General features: G+C 65.1%; 16 protein-coding genes. 11 read left to right on the top strand and 5 right to left on the bottom strand.

Features of this window, described 5'->3' with window-relative positions:
- Positions 1 to 73 precede the first annotated feature (73 nt).
- The 9 genes from menC to M1R55_RS20055 all read left to right on the top strand — a co-directional run bounded on the left by menC (position 74) and on the right by M1R55_RS20055 (position 10,743).
- The gene (gene menC, locus M1R55_RS20095) at positions 74 to 1,210 is read left to right on the top strand and encodes an o-succinylbenzoate synthase (protein WP_249395200.1); all 1,137 of its coding nucleotides are present in this window, start codon (positions 74 to 76) and stop codon (positions 1,208 to 1,210) included.
- Positions 1,207 to 2,022: a GNAT family N-acetyltransferase gene (locus tag M1R55_RS20090; RefSeq protein ID WP_249395199.1), complete on the top strand. Its 816-nt coding sequence runs from the start codon at positions 1,207 to 1,209 to the stop codon at positions 2,020 to 2,022. Before menC ends, M1R55_RS20090 begins: the two co-directional genes overlap by 4 nt.
- Entirely contained in the window at positions 2,016 to 3,044 is a 1,029-nt protein-coding gene (locus M1R55_RS20085) for an ABC transporter permease (RefSeq protein WP_249395198.1), read from the top strand. Before M1R55_RS20090 ends, M1R55_RS20085 begins: the two co-directional genes overlap by 7 nt.
- Entirely contained in the window at positions 3,041 to 4,039 is a 999-nt protein-coding gene (locus M1R55_RS20080) for an ABC transporter permease (protein WP_249395197.1), read from the top strand. The genes M1R55_RS20085 and M1R55_RS20080 overlap by 4 nt, the downstream gene beginning before the upstream one ends.
- Positions 4,040 to 4,119: 80 nt before the next feature.
- A complete protein-coding gene (locus M1R55_RS20075; RefSeq protein ID WP_249395196.1) occupies positions 4,120 to 5,790 on the top strand; it encodes an ABC transporter substrate-binding protein in 1,671 nt (556 codons plus the stop codon).
- Positions 5,791 to 5,859: 69 nt separating this feature from the next.
- Positions 5,860 to 7,314 (top strand): serine hydrolase, encoded by a 1,455-nt coding sequence (locus M1R55_RS20070; protein ID WP_249395195.1) that lies wholly within the window; start codon positions 5,860 to 5,862, stop codon positions 7,312 to 7,314.
- Positions 7,311 to 8,948, top strand: a complete 1,638-nt coding sequence (locus tag M1R55_RS20065; RefSeq protein WP_249395194.1) for an amidohydrolase family protein — start codon at positions 7,311 to 7,313, stop codon at positions 8,946 to 8,948. The genes M1R55_RS20070 and M1R55_RS20065 overlap by 4 nt, the downstream gene beginning before the upstream one ends.
- Before the next feature lie 65 nt (positions 8,949 to 9,013).
- A complete protein-coding gene (locus tag M1R55_RS20060; RefSeq protein ID WP_249395193.1) occupies positions 9,014 to 9,868 on the top strand; it encodes a MurR/RpiR family transcriptional regulator in 855 nt (284 codons plus the stop codon).
- Between the two features lie 104 nt (positions 9,869 to 9,972).
- Positions 9,973 to 10,743 carry a glucose 1-dehydrogenase gene (locus M1R55_RS20055; protein ID WP_249395192.1) on the top strand — a complete coding sequence of 257 codons (771 nt, stop codon included), beginning with the start codon at positions 9,973 to 9,975 and terminating at the stop codon, positions 10,741 to 10,743.
- Positions 10,744 to 10,828: 85 nt separating this feature from the next.
- Here M1R55_RS20055 and M1R55_RS20050 read toward each other — a convergent pair whose 3' ends face one another.
- From M1R55_RS20050 to M1R55_RS20030, 5 genes are all read right to left on the bottom strand, one after another.
- Entirely contained in the window at positions 10,829 to 11,722 is an 894-nt protein-coding gene (locus M1R55_RS20050; RefSeq protein WP_249395191.1) for a carbohydrate ABC transporter permease, read from the bottom strand.
- On the bottom strand, positions 11,719 to 12,609 hold the full coding sequence (locus M1R55_RS20045; RefSeq protein WP_249395190.1) for a carbohydrate ABC transporter permease: 891 nt from the start codon (positions 12,607 to 12,609) through the stop codon (positions 11,719 to 11,721). The genes M1R55_RS20050 and M1R55_RS20045 overlap by 4 nt, the downstream gene beginning before the upstream one ends.
- A 285-nt stretch (positions 12,610 to 12,894) precedes the next feature.
- Positions 12,895 to 14,241 (bottom strand): sugar ABC transporter substrate-binding protein, encoded by a 1,347-nt coding sequence (locus M1R55_RS20040; protein WP_249395189.1) that lies wholly within the window; start codon positions 14,239 to 14,241, stop codon positions 12,895 to 12,897.
- Positions 14,242 to 14,341: 100 nt separating this feature from the next.
- The gene (locus M1R55_RS20035; protein ID WP_249395188.1) at positions 14,342 to 15,445 is read right to left on the bottom strand and encodes a zinc-binding dehydrogenase; all 1,104 of its coding nucleotides are present in this window, start codon (positions 15,443 to 15,445) and stop codon (positions 14,342 to 14,344) included.
- 2 nt (positions 15,446 to 15,447) lie between these two features.
- Positions 15,448 to 16,281: a DeoR/GlpR family DNA-binding transcription regulator gene (locus tag M1R55_RS20030; protein ID WP_249395187.1), complete on the bottom strand. Its 834-nt coding sequence runs from the start codon at positions 16,279 to 16,281 to the stop codon at positions 15,448 to 15,450.
- A 401-nt stretch (positions 16,282 to 16,682) separates the two neighbouring features.
- Between M1R55_RS20030 and M1R55_RS20025 the strand changes: the two genes are divergently transcribed.
- Both M1R55_RS20025 and glcF read left to right on the top strand, forming a co-directional pair.
- Positions 16,683 to 18,437: a ribulokinase gene (locus M1R55_RS20025; RefSeq protein ID WP_249395186.1), complete on the top strand. Its 1,755-nt coding sequence runs from the start codon at positions 16,683 to 16,685 to the stop codon at positions 18,435 to 18,437.
- On the top strand, positions 18,434 to 19,717 hold the full coding sequence (gene glcF / locus M1R55_RS20020) for a glycolate oxidase subunit GlcF (protein ID WP_249395185.1): 1,284 nt from the start codon (positions 18,434 to 18,436) through the stop codon (positions 19,715 to 19,717). Before M1R55_RS20025 ends, glcF begins: the two co-directional genes overlap by 4 nt.
- Positions 19,718 to 19,763 lie beyond the last annotated feature (46 nt).

Below are 19,763 nucleotides of genomic sequence, written 5' to 3'. Positions count from 1 at the left end.
CTAAGGAGTTCCATATGTCACGCCCCGTATGCGAATGCAGTTGCCGACTTTTCGTCGTACATGGAACGCGGCTGTGAGGGTCGAACACGCTGAGCTGCGCGTCGTTTCGCTGCCTTTGCTGCACCCCTTCAAAACCTCCTTTGCCGTGATGACCGACAAAACCTTTCTGTTGCTGCGGCTGTTTGGCGAGGGGCTAGAAGGGGTTGCCGAAGGTGTGATGGACGCCCGCCCCATGTACCGCGAAGAGACCATCAGCGGCGCACTGGCCCTGCTGCAAGAAACCGTGCTGCCTGCCGTCCTGGGCCGCGACTGGGCCAACCCCGAGCAACTGATGGCCCACCTCGCCCACTTGCGCGGCAACCGCATGACGCTGGCGACGGTGGAAATGGCGTTCTGGGACTTGTGGACCCGGAGTCTGGGCCTGCCCCTCTCTACCGCGCTGGGCGGCGTGCGTGGTGAAGTTGCAGTAGGTGTTTCACTGGGGATTCAGAGCAGCGTCGAGGCCACCGTAGACAGCGCGGTGCGGCACGCAGGGCTGGGTTACAAGCGCATCAAACTCAAGATCGAGCCCGGCTGGGATGTGGCGGTGGTGCGGGCAGTCAAGGCGGCCCTGCCCGACCTGCCGGTCACGGTGGACGCCAACGCCTCGTATTCGCTGGCCGATCTGAATACGCTGCGGGCACTGGACAGCCTCGGTCTCGATTATATGGAGCAGCCCCTGGCCTGGGACGACATGCGCGACCACGCCAAATTGCAGGCGCTGATGCAGACGCCGCTGTGCCTGGACGAGTGCATCACCAGCGCGCAGGACGCCCGCAAGGCGCTGGAAACGGCGGCCTGCCGACTGATCAATATCAAGGTCGGGCGCGTGGGCGGCCACCTCGAAGCCCGGCGGATTCATGATGTGGCTGCGGCGTTTAGCGCCCCGGTGTGGTGCGGCGGCATGCTCGAGAGCGGCGTCGGGCGGGCGCACAACATTCATCTGGCGACCCTCGCCAATTTCACCAAGCCCGGCGACACCAGCAGTTCTTCGCGTTACTGGGCACGCGACATCATTCAGGAACCGCTGGAAACGGCGGGCGGCGTCATGAAAGTCCCCAGCGGCGTCGGCACGGGCGTCCGCCTCGACCTGCCGTTCCTCGACACCCTGACGCAACTGAAGATTTACGTTGATCCGGTGTCGCAGCCTACGGTGGGAAGCCCGGCGTGACCCCGCCCGCTCGTTTTTCCGTGCAGGATGTTGACGTGCGGGAGCTGTCTGGATTGGCTGAATTGGCCCTGACGCCCACGCTGGCACGGGCCATCTGGGGAGAAACAGACCGGCCCGAAGACGCCGTGCTCCTGCATGTGGTGCAGCATATCGGCGGGCTGGTGGCCGGGGCGTTTGATGCTCAGGGCGCGTTGCAGGCCTATCTGGTCGGCCTGCCCACCAGCGAAGCGGGCGTGCAGCATTCGCACCGTCTGGGCGTGCATCCGGGGGCGCGGCGGCAGGGCCTGGGCGAGCGCCTGAAACGATTTCAGCGCGACTGGTGCCTGTCGCGTGGCGTGCATGAGGTTCGCTGGACATTCGATCCCCTGCTGCTCGCCAACGCCCACCTGAATATTCACCGTCTGGGGGCCACGGTTCGCACCCTGCTCCCCGACTACTACGGCGCAATGTCCGGCATCAACGCGGGCCTGCCCTCTGACCGCTTCGAGGCCCATTGGCAAATGGACAGTGAGCGGGTGGAGCAACAGTTGAACGGGCAGCCAGAGACTCAGAGTTGGCCCACCACGCCCGCTCTTCATCCGCTGGAAGACCGCTGGCCCGCTGACCTGGCCGACGCTGTGGCCGTTGAAGTGCCCCGCGACTTTGCCGGATTGCGGCGCGACGATCCCGAACTGGCGCTGGACTGGCGGCTGAAGGCCAGAGAGCTGATCACAACCCTGTTCGGCCTCGGCTACACGCTGACCGATGTGAACCTGGGCCGCAGCCAGTATTTGTTCACACGCGCCCCCTCTCACTCGGGAACTCCATGCTGAGCTTCACCCTGCGCCGCCTGCTGGCCTTGCCGCTGATCCTGCTTGCGGTGACCTTCCTGATCGTACTGGTGATGCAGCTCATTCCCGCCGAGCAGCGCGCCGCCGCCTACACCACCGATCTGGCGCAGCTTTCGCGCATCCCGGAGATCATCAAGACCAACCGCCTGGACGCGGGCGTCTTCGAGCAGTACTGGCGCTGGCTGGGGCAGGCCCTAGGCGGCAACCTGGGGTTCTCGCGTACCAGTGGGCAGCCGGTGCTCAGCACGCTGGCGGCGCGCTTTCCCGCCACCCTGGAACTGACGCTGTTTACCCTGATCCCGCTGATCGGTCTGAGCGTGTGGCTCGGCTCGAAAGCCGCCGTGCAGCGGGGCCGGGCCGCCGACGCGGTCATCCGGGTCATCGCTGTGGTGGCCTACAGTACCCCCAGTTTCGTGCTGGGCGTGTGGCTGCTGGTCATTTTTTACGGCGCGCTGGACTTGCTGCCCGGCACCGGCAACCTCAGTAACGACAGCGCCATCTCCTTCCTCACGGGTGAGATCAAACGGGTGACCGGATTCGTCACCATAGATGCGCTGCTCAGTGGCCGTCCCGAGGTGTTCTGGGACGCCATCAAGCACCTGATCATGCCGGTTTTCACCCTGATGGTGGTGGGCAGCGCCGGGCTGATCAAGGGCACGCGCACCTCCATGCTGGAGGCCCTGAACAGCGATTACATCCGCACCGCCCGCGCCAAGGGGGTCAGCGAGCGGGTGATTGTCCGCAAGCACGCGCGGCGCAACGCCCTGCTGACGGTGATCACGCTGGCGGGCCTGAGTATATCCGGGCTGCTTCAGGGCGCGGTGATCGCCGAGACGCTGTTCGGCTATCCCGGCGTCGGGGCCTGGGCCGCGCAGGCGGCGGCACTGGGCGACCTGCCGGGCGTGCTGGGCTTCGCGTTGCTGGCGGCGACCATCGTGGTGCTCGTCAACCTGGCGATTGACCTGGCCTATACAGTCATAGACCCGCGCGTGAGGTACGCGTGACCAGCGTGAGCGGGGGCGAGGTGCGCGCGGCCCATGTGAAGGCCAGGGGCGGCTTCGGGGCCAGGCTGTTTCGCCACAACCGGCTGGCCCGTGTGGGAGCGGTGCTGGTGACCCTGTTCCTGCTGGTGGCGCTGTTCGCCCCGGTGCTGGCCCCGCCGCAGGGCAACTGCCGCCGGGCGCTGGGCATGGAGGGAACCCAGACGGTGCCCGGCCCGCTGGCCTACCTGCGCGAGGTGGTGGCGACGCCCGGTGCTTGCCTCCAGATGCCGCGCGAGGGCTTTGCGGCCCGGCCCAATCCACCGGCCCCCGACGCACCGCTGGGGCGCGTAAACGGCTACGACATCCGTTACGGCCTGGTGTGGGGCACGCGCACCGCCATCTTCCTGGGCCTGACCGTGCTGGCCATCACCGTGACCATCGGCTCGCTGGTGGGCCTGACCGCCGGCTTCCTGGGCGGCGCGGTCGACAACCTGCTGATGCGCCTGACCGACGTGATCTTCGCCTTTCCCGCGCTGGTGCTGGTGCTGGTGCTGGTGGCCGCGCTGGGGCCGGGGCTGCTGAACATCATCATCGCCCTGAGCCTGGTGTCGTGGGCGGGGCTGGCGCGCGTGGTTCGCTCCGAGGTGTTGCGGCTGCGGGAACTGGAGTTCGCGGCGGCGGCGCAGAGCCTGGGGGCCAGCCGCGCGCGCGTCGCCCTGCGGCATGTGCTTCCCAACGCCATCGGGCCGCTGCTCACCATCGTGGTGCTGGAAATGGGCAGCCTGCCCATCGTGGCCGGAACGCTGTCCTTTCTGGGCCTGGGCACGCCGCTGGGCTACGCCGACTGGGGGCAACTGATCGCCCTGGCCCAGAAATGGATTCAGGGGCCGCCCGGCGAGCCCTTCGCGTACTGGTACGTCACCCTCTTTCCGGGCCTGTGCATCTTCGCCTACAGCCTGGGCTGGAGCCTGCTGGGTGACAGCCTGGCCGAGGCCCTGGATCCCCGGAACCGCTGATGCCGCCTGATCCTTTTCCCTAGTGTCGACCACCCTGTTCCGCGTCCCCTCTGTCTTGTCCCGTCTCTGGAGGTTCACCCATGAAACGTTTCATCGTTCCGTTGACCCTGGCTCTCGCTTCAAGCGCGCTGGCCACGCCCAAAGACGCCCTGGTGTACCAGATCGCCTCGGCCACGGCCAGCGTGGAGCCCGCTCAGGCTGTCGCGACCTTTGACGTATTACCCGTCCAGCAGATGTTCGAGGGGTTGTACCTCGACAACTTCGGCAAGTACGAACCGCTGCTCGCCACCACCTTCACCCAGAGCAGGGACGGCAAGACCACCACATTCACGCTGCGCAAAGGGGTCAAGTTTCACGACGGCTCGACCATGACCTGCTCGGATGCCGAGTACTCGGTGCGCCGCACGCTGCTGGTCGGCAGTGAAACCTCACTGGCCGCGCAGATTCGTGCCAACCTGCTGAGCATCCCCGGCTTCACGCCCGAGGTCAAGAAGACCTATACCTTCGCCAAGCTGTCGAACATGGTGAAGTGCAGCGCGGCGGGGCAACTGGTCCTGACGCTGGACCGCAATGTGCCCAGCCTGCTGGATTCCATTGCGCAGGTGTACATCGTGCCGATGAAGACGCTGGTGGCGGGCGGCGACTGGAGCGGTACGGCCAGGGACTTCGGCGCGTTTCTGGGCAAAGACGTGTCCAACTCTGTGCTGGCGCAAAAGCCCGTCGGCACCGGGGCCTACCAGTTTGTGGCGCGCGATCCCAGCCGGTTCGTGCTGAGGGGCTTCGCGCAGTACTGGGGCGGCGCCCCGGCACTGAAAAACGTGATTCTGCAAAAGGTGGACAGTGACACCGCCCGCGTGCTGGCCCTGCAAAAGGGCGACGCCGATATCGCTGTGATTCCTGACCGTGACACGCTGGGAAAACTCAAGGGAAGTCCGGGCGTGAAAGTGTACGAGGATCTGCCGACCCGGAACCTGACCGGCGTGGTGCTCTTCAACCAGAACATCAAAGACGACAAGTTGCTGCCTGCCGGTCAACTGGCCGAGAACAACGTCCCCGCCAACTTCTTCAGCGATATTCATGTTCGAAAAGGCTTCGCGGCGCTCTTCGACACCAAGACCTACACCCGCGACGCCTTGCAGGGGTTCGGCCTGGCCCGCAACACCACCCTGCCCACCAACAACTGGGCCGAGGACAAGACCCTGAAACCCCCCGCTTACAACCTCAAGGTCGCCGAGGCCGAGTTGAAGCAGGCCTTTGGGGGTAAGCTTTGGACCACCGGCTTCACGGTGCCGCTGTCGACCTTTGGCGGCAGCGGGATCTCGCAGGTGGTGGCGGGGATCTTCAAGGAGAACATCGAGAAGCTCAACCCCAAATTCCACGCGACCATCAGCACCGTGGAACTGAGCGCCGCCAACGCCGCGCTGCTGGGCGGCAAGTTGCCGTTCAGCGCCCTGACCTGGGGCGGCGCGGACCCGGACACCAACCTGCGCGGCCTGTACAGCTCCGGCGGCATCCTCGCTGCGGCCACCAACATCAAAGATCCCCGAATGGAGAAGATGCTGGACACCGCCCGTGACGCCGTGGGCCAGAACGCCCGCAAGCCACTCTACAAGTCGCTGCTGACCTACCTGAACGCGCAAACGTACGCCTTCCCGCTGCCGCAGCCGCTGATCTTCGCCGCCACCTCCTCAACGCTCAAGGGCTACGAGAATTTCAACAGGACCAACCTGCTCCGCGTGCTGAGCAAGTAGGCGTTTCAGCCCACAGATGTGCTGCCCGACGTGCACCCGCCCGCCCTGTCCCCGTTCAAGGAGAACCTCATGACCGACACAACAAGCACCACCACACTTGCCGCCGCCTTCGAGCAGGAGGCCAAGCGCCTGCTCGAGGAGTACAGGATTCCCGGCGTCACACTGGGCCTGCTGACGCCGGACGGCGATCACTTCGTCAACCTGGGCGTGACCAGTCTGGAAAACCCGCTGCCGATCAATTCCGACACCATCTTTCAGATCGGCAGCACCACCAAGACCATCACCTCGCTGACCTGCTCGGTGCTGGTGGCGCAGGGCAAGCTAGATCTGGACGTGCCGGTGCGGACCTACCTGCCGGAGTTCAAGCTGAAAGATGAGTCGGTCGCCTCGCTTCTCACGGTCCGCGATGTCTTGACCCATCAGGGCGGGTTTCAGGGCGATCTGTTCGAGGACACCGGTGAGGGCGACGATGCGGTGGCCAAGGTGCTGAACATTCTGGCCGAGTCGCCGCAGGTGGTGCCGCTGCGGGGCCACTGGAGCTACAACAATGCTGGGTTCTACGTGGCTGGACGGGTCATCGAGACGATCACGGGCAAGACGTTCGAAGCAGCCGTGACCGAACTGGTCCTGAAGCCCTTGGGAATGGACCACACCCTGTTTTTTCCCGGCGAGATCATGACCCACCGCTTTGCCACCGGACACAACAAGATCAAGGGGGAGATGGTCACTCAGCGCCCCTGGATGATGATGCGCTCGGCCGCTCCGGCAGGGAGCAGCTGCTCGTCTACTGTCAGCGATATGGCGAAGTACGCCCACTACATCATGTCGGGAACGATGCCGGAACCCGCCGCGGCCACACCCGAGGCATCAGGCGATCAGCAGGAGGGGGCCGAACCCTCCACGCTGAGCGGTCTGGACCGCACGCATCTCTGGAATCCGGTCCGGTCTGTCGGCGTCGGCCTCAATTCATTTCCGGGCGAGGAAGGCCAGGTGGGTCAGAGTTGGTTCATCGACCAGCACCCCGGAGCCCTGATCATCAGTCACGGCGGCACCACGATCGGCCACCAGTCCGACTTCTGGGTTTCGCCGGACCGCAAAGTGGGCTTTATCGCCATGGCCAATGCAAGCAACGGCCATGCCTACAACCGTCAACTCAGCGACTGGGTCAAGCGCGAGCTGCTGGGCCTGACCAAACCGGAGCGTGAGGAGGTGAAGCTGAATGTGGACACACTTGAAGCCTTCGCGGGAACCTACGACATTGTGGGTCAGCCGCACAAGATCGAGGCCAGCGTTGAGGACGGCAAAGTTATGCTGGTCATCCCCGATACCACGGCGGGCGGCACCCAGACCCTCTCACTGCGCTTTGTCGCTCCAGAGTCCGCCGTCGTGGTGGGCGGGGACGCTGACGGACTGGGTGTAGAGTTTCTGACTGGCGGGGGCGAGGTGGAATTCATGCGCTTTGGTGCCCGGCTCTACCCGCGTGAACGTGCTGGCACGGCCAGTCTGCCGGTCGACGCCTTGTGAGCGCGGGGATCTGGATCAAGGGCGGCATGCTGATCGACGGCACTGGCACCCCCGGACGCCTGGCCGACCTGCTAATCGAAGGTGAGCGCATTGCCCGGATCAGCGGCCCCGGCGGCCCTGCACCCGCTGGGGCCGAGGTGGTGGACGCCACAGGCCTGACGGTGGCCCCCGGCTTCATCGACGTGATGAGCCACTCGGTGTCCACGCTGCTGCACGACGGCCTGAGCGTGAGCAAAGTCATTCAGGGCGTGACCACTGAAATAATGGGCGAGGGCTGGACTCCGGCCCCGGCCGTGGCGGGCGAGGCCCACGGCTTCCCCATCCACGGCCTGCCCGGAGAAGACACGGCGTGGATCGAGCGTTCCAAGGGCTGGACGCGCTTCGGCGACTGGCTAAGTGCCCAAGAACAGGTGGGCGCGGCGGTCAACTTCGGCTCGTTCATCGGCGGCGCAACTGTGAGAATGTCAGGCCGGGGGCACGCTGAGGGAAGCAGTTCCCCCGATCAGATCGCGCAGATGCGCCGGGTGGTCCGCGAAGCGATGGAGGACGGCGCTTTTGGACTGGCCACCGCACTGATCTATCCGCCTGGCAGTTACGCCAGCACCGATGAACTCGCCTCGCTGTGCGAGGAAGTCGCGGCGTTCGGTGGCATCTACATCACCCACATGCGTTCCGAAAGTGCCGCCATTCTGGACGGGCTGGAAGAAGCGCTCGAGATCACCGGGCGCAGCGGGGCGCGGCTGCATCTGTATCACCTGAAGGCGGCGGGCGAGGCGGCCTGGCCCAAGATGGAGCGGCTGATAGAGCGGGTGAATGCCGAGCGGGCGGCGGGCCGGGACATCTACGCCGATATGTACCTGTACACCGCCGGGGGCACGGGGTTGGCGGCCCTCGCGCCGCCCTGGGCCAGCGAGGGCGACCAGTTGGTGGAGCGCCTGCGTGACCCGCAGTCCCGCGCCGCCATTCGGCAGGCCATTCTGGAGCCGGACGGCACCTGGGAGCCGCTGGGCAGCCTCGCCGGGCCAGCCGGAGCCTTCCCAGTGGGCCTGAAACTGCCCGAACACCGGGCCTACATCGGCAAATCGTTGGCCGACATTGCCGCGGCGCGGGGGCAGGACTGGATCGACGCGGCCCTTGATCTGATCGTGCTGGAGCCGGAGCGCGTGGGCTGCTTGCTGCACCTGATGACCGAAGAAAACATCGAGCGCCAACTGCTGGAACCCTGGGTCATGCTGGGATCGGACGCGGCGGGCTACGACCCGGCCCTGCAACCTGATGGCGGCACCACCGGACACCCCAGAGCGATGGGGAATTTTGCCCGCCTGCTGGCCCACTATGTGCGGGAACGCGGCGTGCTGACCCTGGAAGACGCCGTACACCGCATGACCGGACTGCCCGCTGGGCACCTGCGCCTGACAGACCGGGGCGAACTGCGGGCGGGGGCGTTTGCCGATGTGGTGGTCTTTGACCCGGCCACCATTCAAGACCGGGCCACCTATGCCGATGCGGGCCAACTCTCTACCGGCGTGCGTGACGTGTGGGTCAACGGGGTACGTGTGTTGCGGGACGGTCAACATACCCGCGCCCTGCCCGGTCACCGTCTTTCTGGTTCCCAGCAGCGCAGCCCGCAATGAACGCAGCCCCCAATGAAGAATTCGTCCCGCCCCACTTTCCGGGCAGGCAGTAGCGTGGGGGCCGCATGACCACCTCTCCCGCCGCGCTGCCTGCCCCCTCACCCACCACCGTCGTGGACTTACTGCTGAAAGGTCTGGAGGGTTTCGGACGCCGTGACCAGATTATTGCCCGCTACTTTATAGACCACGCCGAAGAATTGCCGTTCCTGAGCGCCCTGGAACTGGCCGAGGCCCTGGAGGTCAGCGGCGCGGCCATCACCCGATTTAGCCAGCGGGTGGGCTTCGAGGGCTATCCGCATTTGCAGCGGGTCATTCGGCAAGAGTTGCGGGCCACCCTGGGCATCAAGCCACCGGGGCGGCAGGACGCGGTGGTGGCGAGTTTTTGGGCCAGCCAACGCGCCAATCTGGACATTTTGGAGGCGGTGTCCGAACAGCAGTTGTTGGAGGTGGCCCGCGCGCTCGTGCAGGCCCGGCAGGTCTGGGTTATCGGAGCGCGGTCTACGTATGGGCTGGCGCTCACCACCGAGTATCTGCTGTCGTCGTTCCGGCCCCGGGTGCAGGCGTATTCCACCGATCAGTTGGCAAGTCGGCCCGAACAACTGCTGGAAATGAACGCCGAAGACGCGGTGTTGGTGTTTACCGTCCGGCGCTACAGCCGCGCCACCACCAAAGTCACCACCGCCCTTCAGAGCCGGGGGGTACAAGTCTTGCTGCTCACCGACCAGGGCGCGTCCCCGCTCGGCAAAATCGCCCACCACAGCATCCGGATTCCCACGCAGGGGTCTGAGGCGCTGGCTTCTCTGGCCCCTATTCTCAGCCTGATGTCCTTGATCGCCTCGCTGGTGGCCCGCGAGCTGGACGGCGGTCACCTTCAGGAAGCCGAACAGCTCAAAGAAGAGTTTTCGATCTACGAGTATTGAGGGCGGCGGGGTATCGAACTGGCATGAGAGGCACGGCAAGCGGCCACTCTCCAGCGGCAAGCTGTCCTGCCCCGCCCGTTTTACGGCTGGCGCACAATACCCCTATGACCGATCCGCACCTGCCCCCGGTTTCCCGCCCCAACGTTCAATTTGACTTCAGCGGCCAGCGTGCCCTCGTCACCGGCGCGGGCAAAGGCATTGGCCGGGAAATCGCGGCGCTGCTGGCCCGCAGTGGGGCGGCGGTGGTGGCGGTCAGCCGCAGTGCCGAAGACCTGTTCAGCCTCAGCCGGGAAACAGGCTGCGAGGGTGTGGCCGCCGATCTGGGCACGGTGGACGGCGCGAGGCGGGCTGCCGAAGCTGCCGGGCCGATTGACCTGCTGGTAAACAACGCGGGCATCGCCCTGCTGGAGCCGTTTTTAGACGCCACGCCCGAAGCCTTTGACCAGACGATGAATGTGAATGTGCGGGCCGCCCTGATCGTCGGGCAGGTGGTGGCGCGGGGCATGATCGAGCGGGGGAAACCCGGGGCTATCGTGAATGTGTCCAGCCAGTCCTCGTCGGTGGGGCTGCCCCTGCACGCGGCCTACTGCGCGTCCAAAGGGGCGCTCGATCAATTGACCCGCGTGATGGCGATTGAACTGGGGCCGCACGGCGTCCGGGTCAACGCGGTCAATCCCACCGTGACCCTCACGCCGATGGGCCAGATGGCGTGGGGCGACCCGGTCCGCAGCGCCCCGATGCTCTCGCGCATACCGCTGGGACGCTTTGCCCAGCCCCTTGATGTGGCTCAGGCGGTGGCCTATCTGCTCAGTGACGGGGCGGCCATGATCAACGGCGTGATGCTTCCGGTAGACGGCGGGTTTCTGACTTCGTAGCGTCGCTGATGTCGTGGTTTTGGGCAGCAACACCGCAGGACGGCGCATCCACTCGCTCCGTCCTGCTGTCCGCTTTTTCCGGCCCCTACTTGATGGCTCCCATGGTCAGGCCCTTGACCAGGTGGCGCGACACCAGCAGCGAGAAGAGCACCACCGGCAGCACGATCAGCGTGCCCGTCGCCATGATCGCGCCCCAGGGCACGTCGTAGCCGCTGAGGAAGTTGGTGGCGCGAACCGGGGAAGTCACGCCGTCACCGCGCGTGAGGAACAGCGCGAACAGCAACTCGTTCCAGCTGAAAATAAAGCTGAGGATGCTGGACACCACGACGCCGGGCAGGGCCAGCGGCAGCGCAATTCTCAGGAAAATGAAGCCGGGAGACGCGCCGTCCACCATGGCGGCCTCGTCCAGTTCCCGCGGAATAGAGCGGAACTGATCGGTGCAGATCCAGACCACCACGGGAATAGAAAACGTGAGGTACATGGCGATCAGCAGGCCCGGATTGCCGATCAGCCGCAGTTGCGAGGCCAGCAGATACACCGGCAAAATGATGACCACGGGCGACATGAAGCGGTTGGAGATGAACCAGAACCACAGGTCATCCTTGCGCTTGAAGTCGAAGCGGGCCAGCGCGTAGGCGGCGGGCGTGCCCAGCAAGACGGCCAGCACGGTGGCGCTGGTGGCCACGATCAGTGAATTGACGAGGCTGCCGCCCACGTTGTACTGCTCGCCCAGAATGGTGCGGTAATGCTCCAGGGTGCCCGTAAAGAACAGCAGCGGCGGCTTGGAGAAAATCTGGTTGGTGGTTTTGAGCGAGGTGCTGACCATCCACAGGAACGGAAACAGCGTGCCGAACAGGACGACCAGCAGGCCGAACCCGTGCAGGGCCGCTTTGACCCGGCTGGAGCGGCGGGCACGCTGCACGGCCAACTGATCGGCGGTTCGGGGCACAGCGGCAGAGGAAGTGGAGTGTGCCGTCATGCGTTGTCTCCCCGGTAGAGGTAACGGATGTACAGCCGCGACAACACGGTGGTCAGCACCAGCATCAAAATTGCCTGAGCCGACGCCACGCCCTGATCGAAGGCTCCGCGCAGGCCAATGCGGGTGATGTAGAGATTGATCAGTTCGGTGGAACTGCCCGGCCCGCCGCTGGTCAGGGTGTACACCATGTCAAATTGCTTGAGGATGTCGGCGGTTCGGAGAATCAGGATGGCAGTCAGCGCGGGCAGCAAAAACGGCAACTGGATGTGCCGCAGCATGGCCCAGAAGGAGCGGGTTTCCAGCGTAGCGGCTTCTTCTACTTCCACCGGAACAGCCGTCAGGCCCGACAGGAAAATCAGGGCGGCGAACGGCGTCCACTGCCAGATTTCCATCAGCAGAATGGTCACGAACGCCAGATTGGGATTGCCCAGCCACTCGGTGCCTACCGTTTGCCCGGTGACGCTGTTAAGGGCGAAATTGACCACGCCGAAGTCCTGATTGAACATCAAGCGCCCGATCAGGCCCGTGACCACCGGCGTCATGGCAAGCGGAATCACGAGCGCCACCCGCGCGAACCCGCGCAGCCTGCCCCATGGCCCGCGCCGCAGCAGCATGGCGATGCCCAGGCCCAGCGCGATCTGAATAGGCAACGACAGGCCCAGGTACAGCAGCGTGCGCCCAATCGCACCCCAGAACGAGCCGTCCTTGAGCACCGTCAGGTAATTGCTGAGCCACACGAAGTCGTGGGGAATATTGGGCTGCGCCAACAGGTAGGTGTGCAGCGACACCCAGGCGGCAAACACCAGCGGATAGATGCCCACCAGGGCCAACACCAGCACGGCGGGCGCGAGAAAGACGAATGGGGTGATGCGTCGTTGGGTATGCATAGGGCAGCACGCTCCGGGGCTGGGATGGATAGCTAGGAAGGAGTGGCGGGGGCAGGGGGCGGGTAAAAGACGGGCAGGCGTTCAGGCTCAAACAAGCTTCTGACATTGGGCTTCTGATGTTGAGGCCGCAGCGGGCGGCGAAAGCAGGGGTGAATCAACTACAGGAATTGGGCAGACGGGGAAGCGGTTGGTAAGAAACTCGCCTGTCACACTGAAACGTGGTGGAGAAGGCCAGCCTGACCGCACCTGCACACTCGGCCCTGCTGGCCTTCTCCACCCTGCGGCCTATTGCAGCTTCAGCTTTTTGCCGCTGTAGTAGCCCGCTTTGGTCAGAATGGCCCGTACCTGATCGTCGATGGTCTTGGCTCCGGCCACCGTGCTGAGCTGCCCCAGCATGATCTTGCTGCCGTTTTCAGCCACGATCTGCGAGATCTGGGGCCACTCGGCAAAGCGGGGACGGAAGGCAGGGACGGCGGTTCCGGCACTCCACGACTTCACCATCGGATCGACGTAGAGGTACTTGGCCCGGATGGCGGGGTCTTTGTACACGGCCTGCCGCCCGCTGACGCCGCCTGCCTGCACGTAGGCCTTGGCGTTTTTCTCCGCCGTGATCCACTGAATGAACAGGTACGCGGCGGCCTGTTTCTTGGCGTCCGAGTTGGAATTGACCCCCAGCGAGAAGCCGCCCAGCGCAGGCTTCAGGCCCGCCGAACCCAGCGGCTCGGTGGTGACACCCAGACAGTTCAGGCCGATCTTGGACTGCTTGGGATCGGTGATGGTGGGGTAAAAAGCAGACCATTCGGTGATGATCGGCACCGTGCCCTGGTTAAAGGCATTGACCACTTCGTTGTGATCCATGTCCACCACGCCGGGAGGCATGTACTTCATCAGGTCTTGGCGGAATTTCAGGCCCCGCTGAGAGGCGGCGCTGCCGAGGGTGGGCTGGAAGGTTTTGGGGTCGATCAGGCTGCCACCCGCCAGCCACAGGGTCCGCATAAACGAGTCTGCACTCTGGGTTTCACCCCGGCGAGACTGCAGGGCGAACGCGTATTTGCCGTTGCCCGTGAGCTTGGGGCCGTAGACCTTCAGCAGTTCGTCCCAGGTTTTGGGCGGGCCGCTGAATCCGGCGGCTTTCAGGCTGCATTTGTTGTAGTACATCAGGCCGGAATAGTTGTCGAAGGGCAGGCCGTACACCTTGTTGTTCCAGGTGCCAAAGGAATTCAGCAGCACGGGGAAAAAGCCCTTGAGGTTCAGCGCGGGGTCGGCCAGCTTGGGGTTTTTGAAAAACTTGTCGAGCGGCACCATCCAGCCCGCGTCGGCAAACTGACCGATCCACACCACGTCGCTGAGCACCAGATCGGCCCCGCCGCCCGACGTGAAATCCAGTACGTAGCGCTGGTTGGTGCTTTCATACGGCACAACTTCAAAGTTGATCTTGATGCCCGTTTCCTTTTCAAACTGCGGAATCAGGGCGGCGGCGGCCTTGTAGCCGGGGCGATCCAGGAAAATGGCGCTGACGGTGGTGCCCTTGTAAGGCGCGGCGGCAGTAGCCAAACTCCACGATTGGGCGTGGGCCTGGGCACCCAGCAGGGCAGTCACGGCGGCAGACAGAGCAAGGGCAGTACGTTTCATGGAAGCCTCCTGAACAGGAAAAAAGTGGGCGGGAGAAGGGGTGCGCGGGCATGGAAAAGGTCTGAAAAGTTGACCAAGGAAGACGGGGGCAGCGTAGAAATCATGTGTGGTCTTGATCGTCACCGGGCACGGCTCCGCCCGGATAGATCACGGCTTTCAGGAACCCGTCTTTGGCGTCGTGGGCGTCGCTGAAGGCGCGGGCAGCGTCCTCCATCGGGTAGTGGTGGGTGGCGATTCCGGCAATGTCTACCCGGCCCGAGCGCACCAGTTCGATGGCGCGGGGATAGACGTTGCCCATGCGCCGCGACATTTTGATGATCAGGGCCTTGCGCCGGGCGTTGGCCGCCGTCATCTGGAAGGTGTCGCCGTCGGGGATGCCCACCAGGGTAATTCGTCCGCCGATACGGGCAATCTGCGCGGCCTGTTCGGGGGCGTCGGGCGAGGTGGTGGCTTCGAGCACGTAGTCCTCGCCCCGGCCCCCGGTGAGTTCCAGAATCTCGGAATGGTGTTCGTGAACGCTGTCGGCCCCCATGGCCCGCGCCGCTTCCCGCCGGGCCGCCTTGGGTTCCACCATTCGCACGTGCGCCGCGCCGCAAATGCGGGCCACTTGCAGCAACATCAGCCCGATGGGGCCTGCTCCCAGCACGGTCACGCCGCTCATGGGCTTGATGCGGGTGATGTCCAGCGCGTGCAGCGCCACGCCCAGCGGTTCCAGTAAAGCCGTCAGCGCGGGCGAAAAGGTGTCCGGCACGGCAAAGAGGCTGTGCGGCGGCACGCTGATGTATTCAGCCAAGCCGCCGTCTACGCCGGGTGAGCCCAGAAAGCGCACGTTGGGGCACAGGTTCGGATAGCCCGCCAAGCACTGCTCGCAGTGGCCGCAGTGCTGCGCCGGGTCAACGGCGACCAGTGTGCCGTCGCTAAGGCCGTAAGGCTCCCCGGTGCCCCCGATGACGGTGGCGGCGAACTCGTGGCCGGGGGTCATGGGCGTGCGGATCACGGCGGGGCCGATGCCACCTTCGGTGTAGTAGTGCATGTCCGAGCCGCATACGCTCACGGCTTCCACCTTCAGCAGCACCTCGCCGGGCCGGGCCAGTGGGCGGGTTTCGTCGTGCAGCCGCAGGTCGTGGGCCGCGTGCAGCCGCGCCGTTCTCATGGTGGGTAGGAGAGGCAGGGTGGGCAGGACGGCGGGATGTTCCTGGGTCATGCTCAGTTCCTCCTGTCGGGCACCGAAGCGTCCTGCGGCGCGGTGTGGGATGCGGCCTGCACTTCGCTGGTCAACAGCACCTCGACATCGTGCTGCTCGCAATACTTGCGGTAATTGGGCGGCATGGAGTCGCAGACCACCGCATGCACGTCTTCCAAGTGTCCGATCTGCGGCCCCACCACCTGACCGAATTTGCTGGCGTCGGTCAGCAGGACGGTTTTGCGGGCAGCGCGAATCACGGCGCGAATGACCCGCGCTTCTTCCTCGGTATAGATGGTCAGGCCACCCTCCAGACTGACGCCCGTGACGGCAATAAAGGCGAAATTGAGCTTGAGGGTCGCCAGCGCCGCCTCGGTGGTGGGGCCGACCAGCGCCTCCACGAAGCCCACCAATTGCCCGCCCAGCAGGGTCACATTCACGCCCTGCGGAGTGCTTCGGGCCAGTGCGGTGGCGGTGGGCAGGCTGTTGGTGTAGACCTGCAACTCGTCTTGGTGGAGCGCCAACGCGAACTCGTGCGCGGTGCTACCGGGGGCCAGATACAGGCTCGTGCCGGGGCGCACCAACGTCTGGGCCAGTTGCGCCACGGCGACCTTGGCCTCATGGTTTTGCACAGCGCGGTCTTGAAAACTCTGCTCGATGTAGTTGCGCAGTACCGCGCCGCCATGCACCTTACGCAGCAGATTCAGCCGGGCCAGATGTGCGAGGTCGCGGTGGATGGTCATCTCGGACACGCCGAGGTCGCGGGCCAGTTCAGCCACTTTGCAGCTGCCCCGCTCCTGCAATTCCTTCAGCACATATTTGTGACGTTCATCGGCCATTCGGGACGGACTCGGCATTTCTCTTGGTCTCCTTTCCAGCAGATCAGGCGGGGGAAGCACAGGGCAGCTCAGGCCAAGCAACAGGCCAAGTTTCAACTCAGCAGAGGCCGAGCAGGGGGAGGCAACGGTGCGTCCGCAGATGAGTGATTTTTTGTTACATTTGGAGTATGCGGGGCGAAAGTCTGAATGTCAAGCCACAAGGAATCACAATCAGAATCGAGTTTTGATCCAGAGAGAATGTGTACCAGGGCAGCTGACCCCTCCTCTCGCGGCTGCCTGCTGAGAAACCGTAGCCAATCGGCAAGACTTCAGCTACACTCGCCTCAGCTCAAAGATCACAAATAATCACATCAGCAGATGAGTGGGGAACGCGCCCGCTTCAGCAGTGGCCCATCACAGACACCCGAACAGGAGAGCAGATGAGTAATCCACCCGACCCGCCCGCCACGTTCCCAGACACTGCATTTCCAGACGCCGCCTTTCCAAACCAACTGGACAACCAACCCAGCACCCCTTACCTGATCGGCCTCGACTACGGCACCGAATCCGCCCGCGCCGTGCTGATGCGGGCGGACAACCCGGAGATTCTGGCGAGCGCCGTTCATCCCTACCGTCATGGCGTGATCGAGCGGCACCTGAAGGGGCGTCCGCTGCCGCGCACCTGCGCCCTGCAAGACGCCGACGATTATCTGCTGGCGGCCCGTGACCTGCTGAGCAGGGTGGGCGCGGCGCTGCCCGCTGAGGCCGAACTCGCAGGCATCGGCGTCGCTTTTACGTCCAGCACGCCTTTGCCCGTTGATGTTCAGGGGAATCCCCTCTCCCGCCAGTTCCCGGAGGAGCCGCACGCCTATGTGAAACTCTGGAAGCACCGGGCGGCAGTGGAACACACCGCACCCTTTCAGGCGATGACCGATCTGGGCTACTACGGCGGCAGTTCTTCACCGGAATGGTTGCCCGCCAAGGCGCTGGAACTGGCGTCTGAGGCCCCAGACCTGTGGGCGCAGACCAGCCGATTTGTGGAAGCCGCCGATTGGCTGACCGCACAGCTGTGTGGCGAGGTCAAAAATGAGGTTCGCAGCGCCAGTCACGCCGGATTCAAGGCCCACCACCGGGGCGGCCAGTATCCACCGAAAGTGGCCTCGGCCTTGGCTGGGCGCTTGGGAACTGGCCTGCCCCGTCCGCTGGGCACGCCGGCTGGACGGCTCAGCGCCGAGTGGCAGGCAGGGTGCGGATTGCCCAGTTCTGGATGGTCCAGCCGCCCCATCGTCGCTGTCTCCACCATCGACGCCCACGCCGCTTGCTTGGGCCTCGGCCTCGATCAGGACGGCGAACTCACCGCGATTCTGGGCACCTCGGCCTGCTACCTGCTGTCGTCTCGGGAAGAACGGGCCATTCCCGGCATTTGCGGCGTGGTCGACGGCGGCATCGTGCCGGGACTGTACGGCTACGAGGCGGGACAGGCGGGCTTCGGCGACGTGCTGTCGTGGTTCGTCCGCACCCATCCGGCCTTTCCCGGTTGCAGCGAGGCCCAGAGTTTTGAGCACTACAACGCGCTTGCCGCCTCACTGCGGCCCGGCGAACACGGCCTGCTGGGGCTGGATTGGTTCAACGGTTGCCGTACCCCGCTTGACCGGGGCGACCTGAGCGGGCTGCTGCTGGGCTACAGCACCGCTACCACCCTGGCCGACGTGTACCGCGCCCTGCTGGAAAGCCTGTGTTTTGGGGCGCGGCGGGTGATCGACACTTTCCGGGCGGCAGGCGTGCAGCCCACCCGCATGGTGCTGACGGGCGGCCTCAGCGAGCGGCATCCACTGCTGGTACAACTGCTCTGCGACGTATTGGGTGAGCCGCTGGAAGTGGCGCAGACCGACTCCGCGTCGGCGCGGGGAGCCGCCATCCATGCAGCGGTGGCCTGCGGCGCGGCTCCCAGTTTCGGCGCAGCCTGCCGCACCCTGGCCGGACACCAGACCCGCACCGTGCAGCCCGGCCCCGCCCACCACACCACCTATGACGTGCTGTACAGCGCCTACCTCGAACTTGGCACGCTCTTGGCCGCCAGCCCCGTCATGGCGCAGGTGCAGGCGCTGGCCTCCAGCGTCAGAGCAGACCAACGGCAGGACAGTATTCCTGCTCCGCCTCACATGTCCGCGGCCACCGCTGGGAGACCCCGATGAACAACGAGATTCGCACCCACCACCCGGACGGACAGGGTGAACTGATGGCACACGCGGTAGACGCCTGCGTGCATTGCGGCTTTTGCCTGCCCGCCTGCCCCACCTATGCGCTGCTGGGCGAGGAGATGGACAGCCCACGCGGGCGGATCGTGCTGATGAAAGAGGTGCTGGAAGGCGCACTCCCGCTGTTTGAGGCGACGCCCTATCTTGACCGCTGTCTGGGCTGCGTGGGCTGCGTCACGGCCTGTCCCAGCGGCGTGCCCTACGGCGAACTCATCACCAGTTTTCGCGGCTGGAGCGAGCCGCAGCGCCAGCGTCCACTGCTGCAAAAAGTGACCCGCGCCGCCGTACTGACCCTGCTGCCGCGTCCGGGCCTCTTCCGGGCGGGGGCCAGTGTGGGCCGCTTTGCCAAACCGCTGTCCCCGCTGCTGCCTCAAGCCCTGCGTGCGCCGCTGGATCTGCTGCCCCGCACGCTGGAACCGGCCCAACCGCTGCCCGCGCTCACGCCTGCCGAGGGCGTGCGGCGTGGTCGGGTGGCCCTGCTGAGCGGCTGCGCCCAACAGGTGTTGACACCCAATTTCAACTCGGCCACCGTGCGGGTGCTGAGCCGCAACGGGAGAGACGTCGTGGTGCCGCCCACTCAGGGCTGCTGCGGGGCCGCCGCCATGCACACCGGGGCGCGTCCCCTGGCCCTTCAGCAGGCGCGGCGCAATCTGAACGTATTTGAGGAGACGCAGGTGGACGCCGTCGTGTCCAACGCGGCGGGTTGCGGGGCAGGCCTGAAGGAATACCCGATGCTGCTGGCCGGAGAGGGGGAGGCAGACGAAAACCGTGCCCGCGCCCTGGCCGCCCAGGTGCAGGACATCAGCGAATATCTGGGCAAGCTGCTGGAGCAGGGCGAATTGGAACCGTTTTTGCCGACCTCCCGCCCCTTGAAGGTGGCGTACCACGACGCCTGCCACCTCGCCCACGCGCAGGGAATCCGCTCTGCGCCGCGTGCCCTGCTGCGGGCTATTCCCGGCGTGACTGTGCTGGAAGTGCCGCAGGGAGACCTGTGCTGCGGCAGCGCCGGCACCTACAACCTAGAGCAGCCCGACCTGGCCGGGCAACTGGGCGACCTGAAAGCCCGCAACGTGATGGCGACGGGCGCGGAATACGTGGTCAGCGGCAACGTGGGCTGCCACACCCAGTTGCAGAGCCACCTGACCCGCCTGGGCAGCCCAATTCGCGTGCTCCACACGGTGGAGTTGTTAGACATGGCTTACCGGGGACAGTTATGACAGAAACTTGGAACGGAGATCGCGGAGTGTGGATGTGCCAGACGGC

This window comes from Deinococcus sp. QL22, from assembly GCF_023370075.1.
In the GTDB taxonomy this organism is placed as follows: domain Bacteria; phylum Deinococcota; class Deinococci; order Deinococcales; family Deinococcaceae; genus Deinococcus.
The sequence above is the reverse complement of the archived record's forward strand: the minus strand, read 5'-3'. Positions and strand labels throughout refer to the sequence as shown.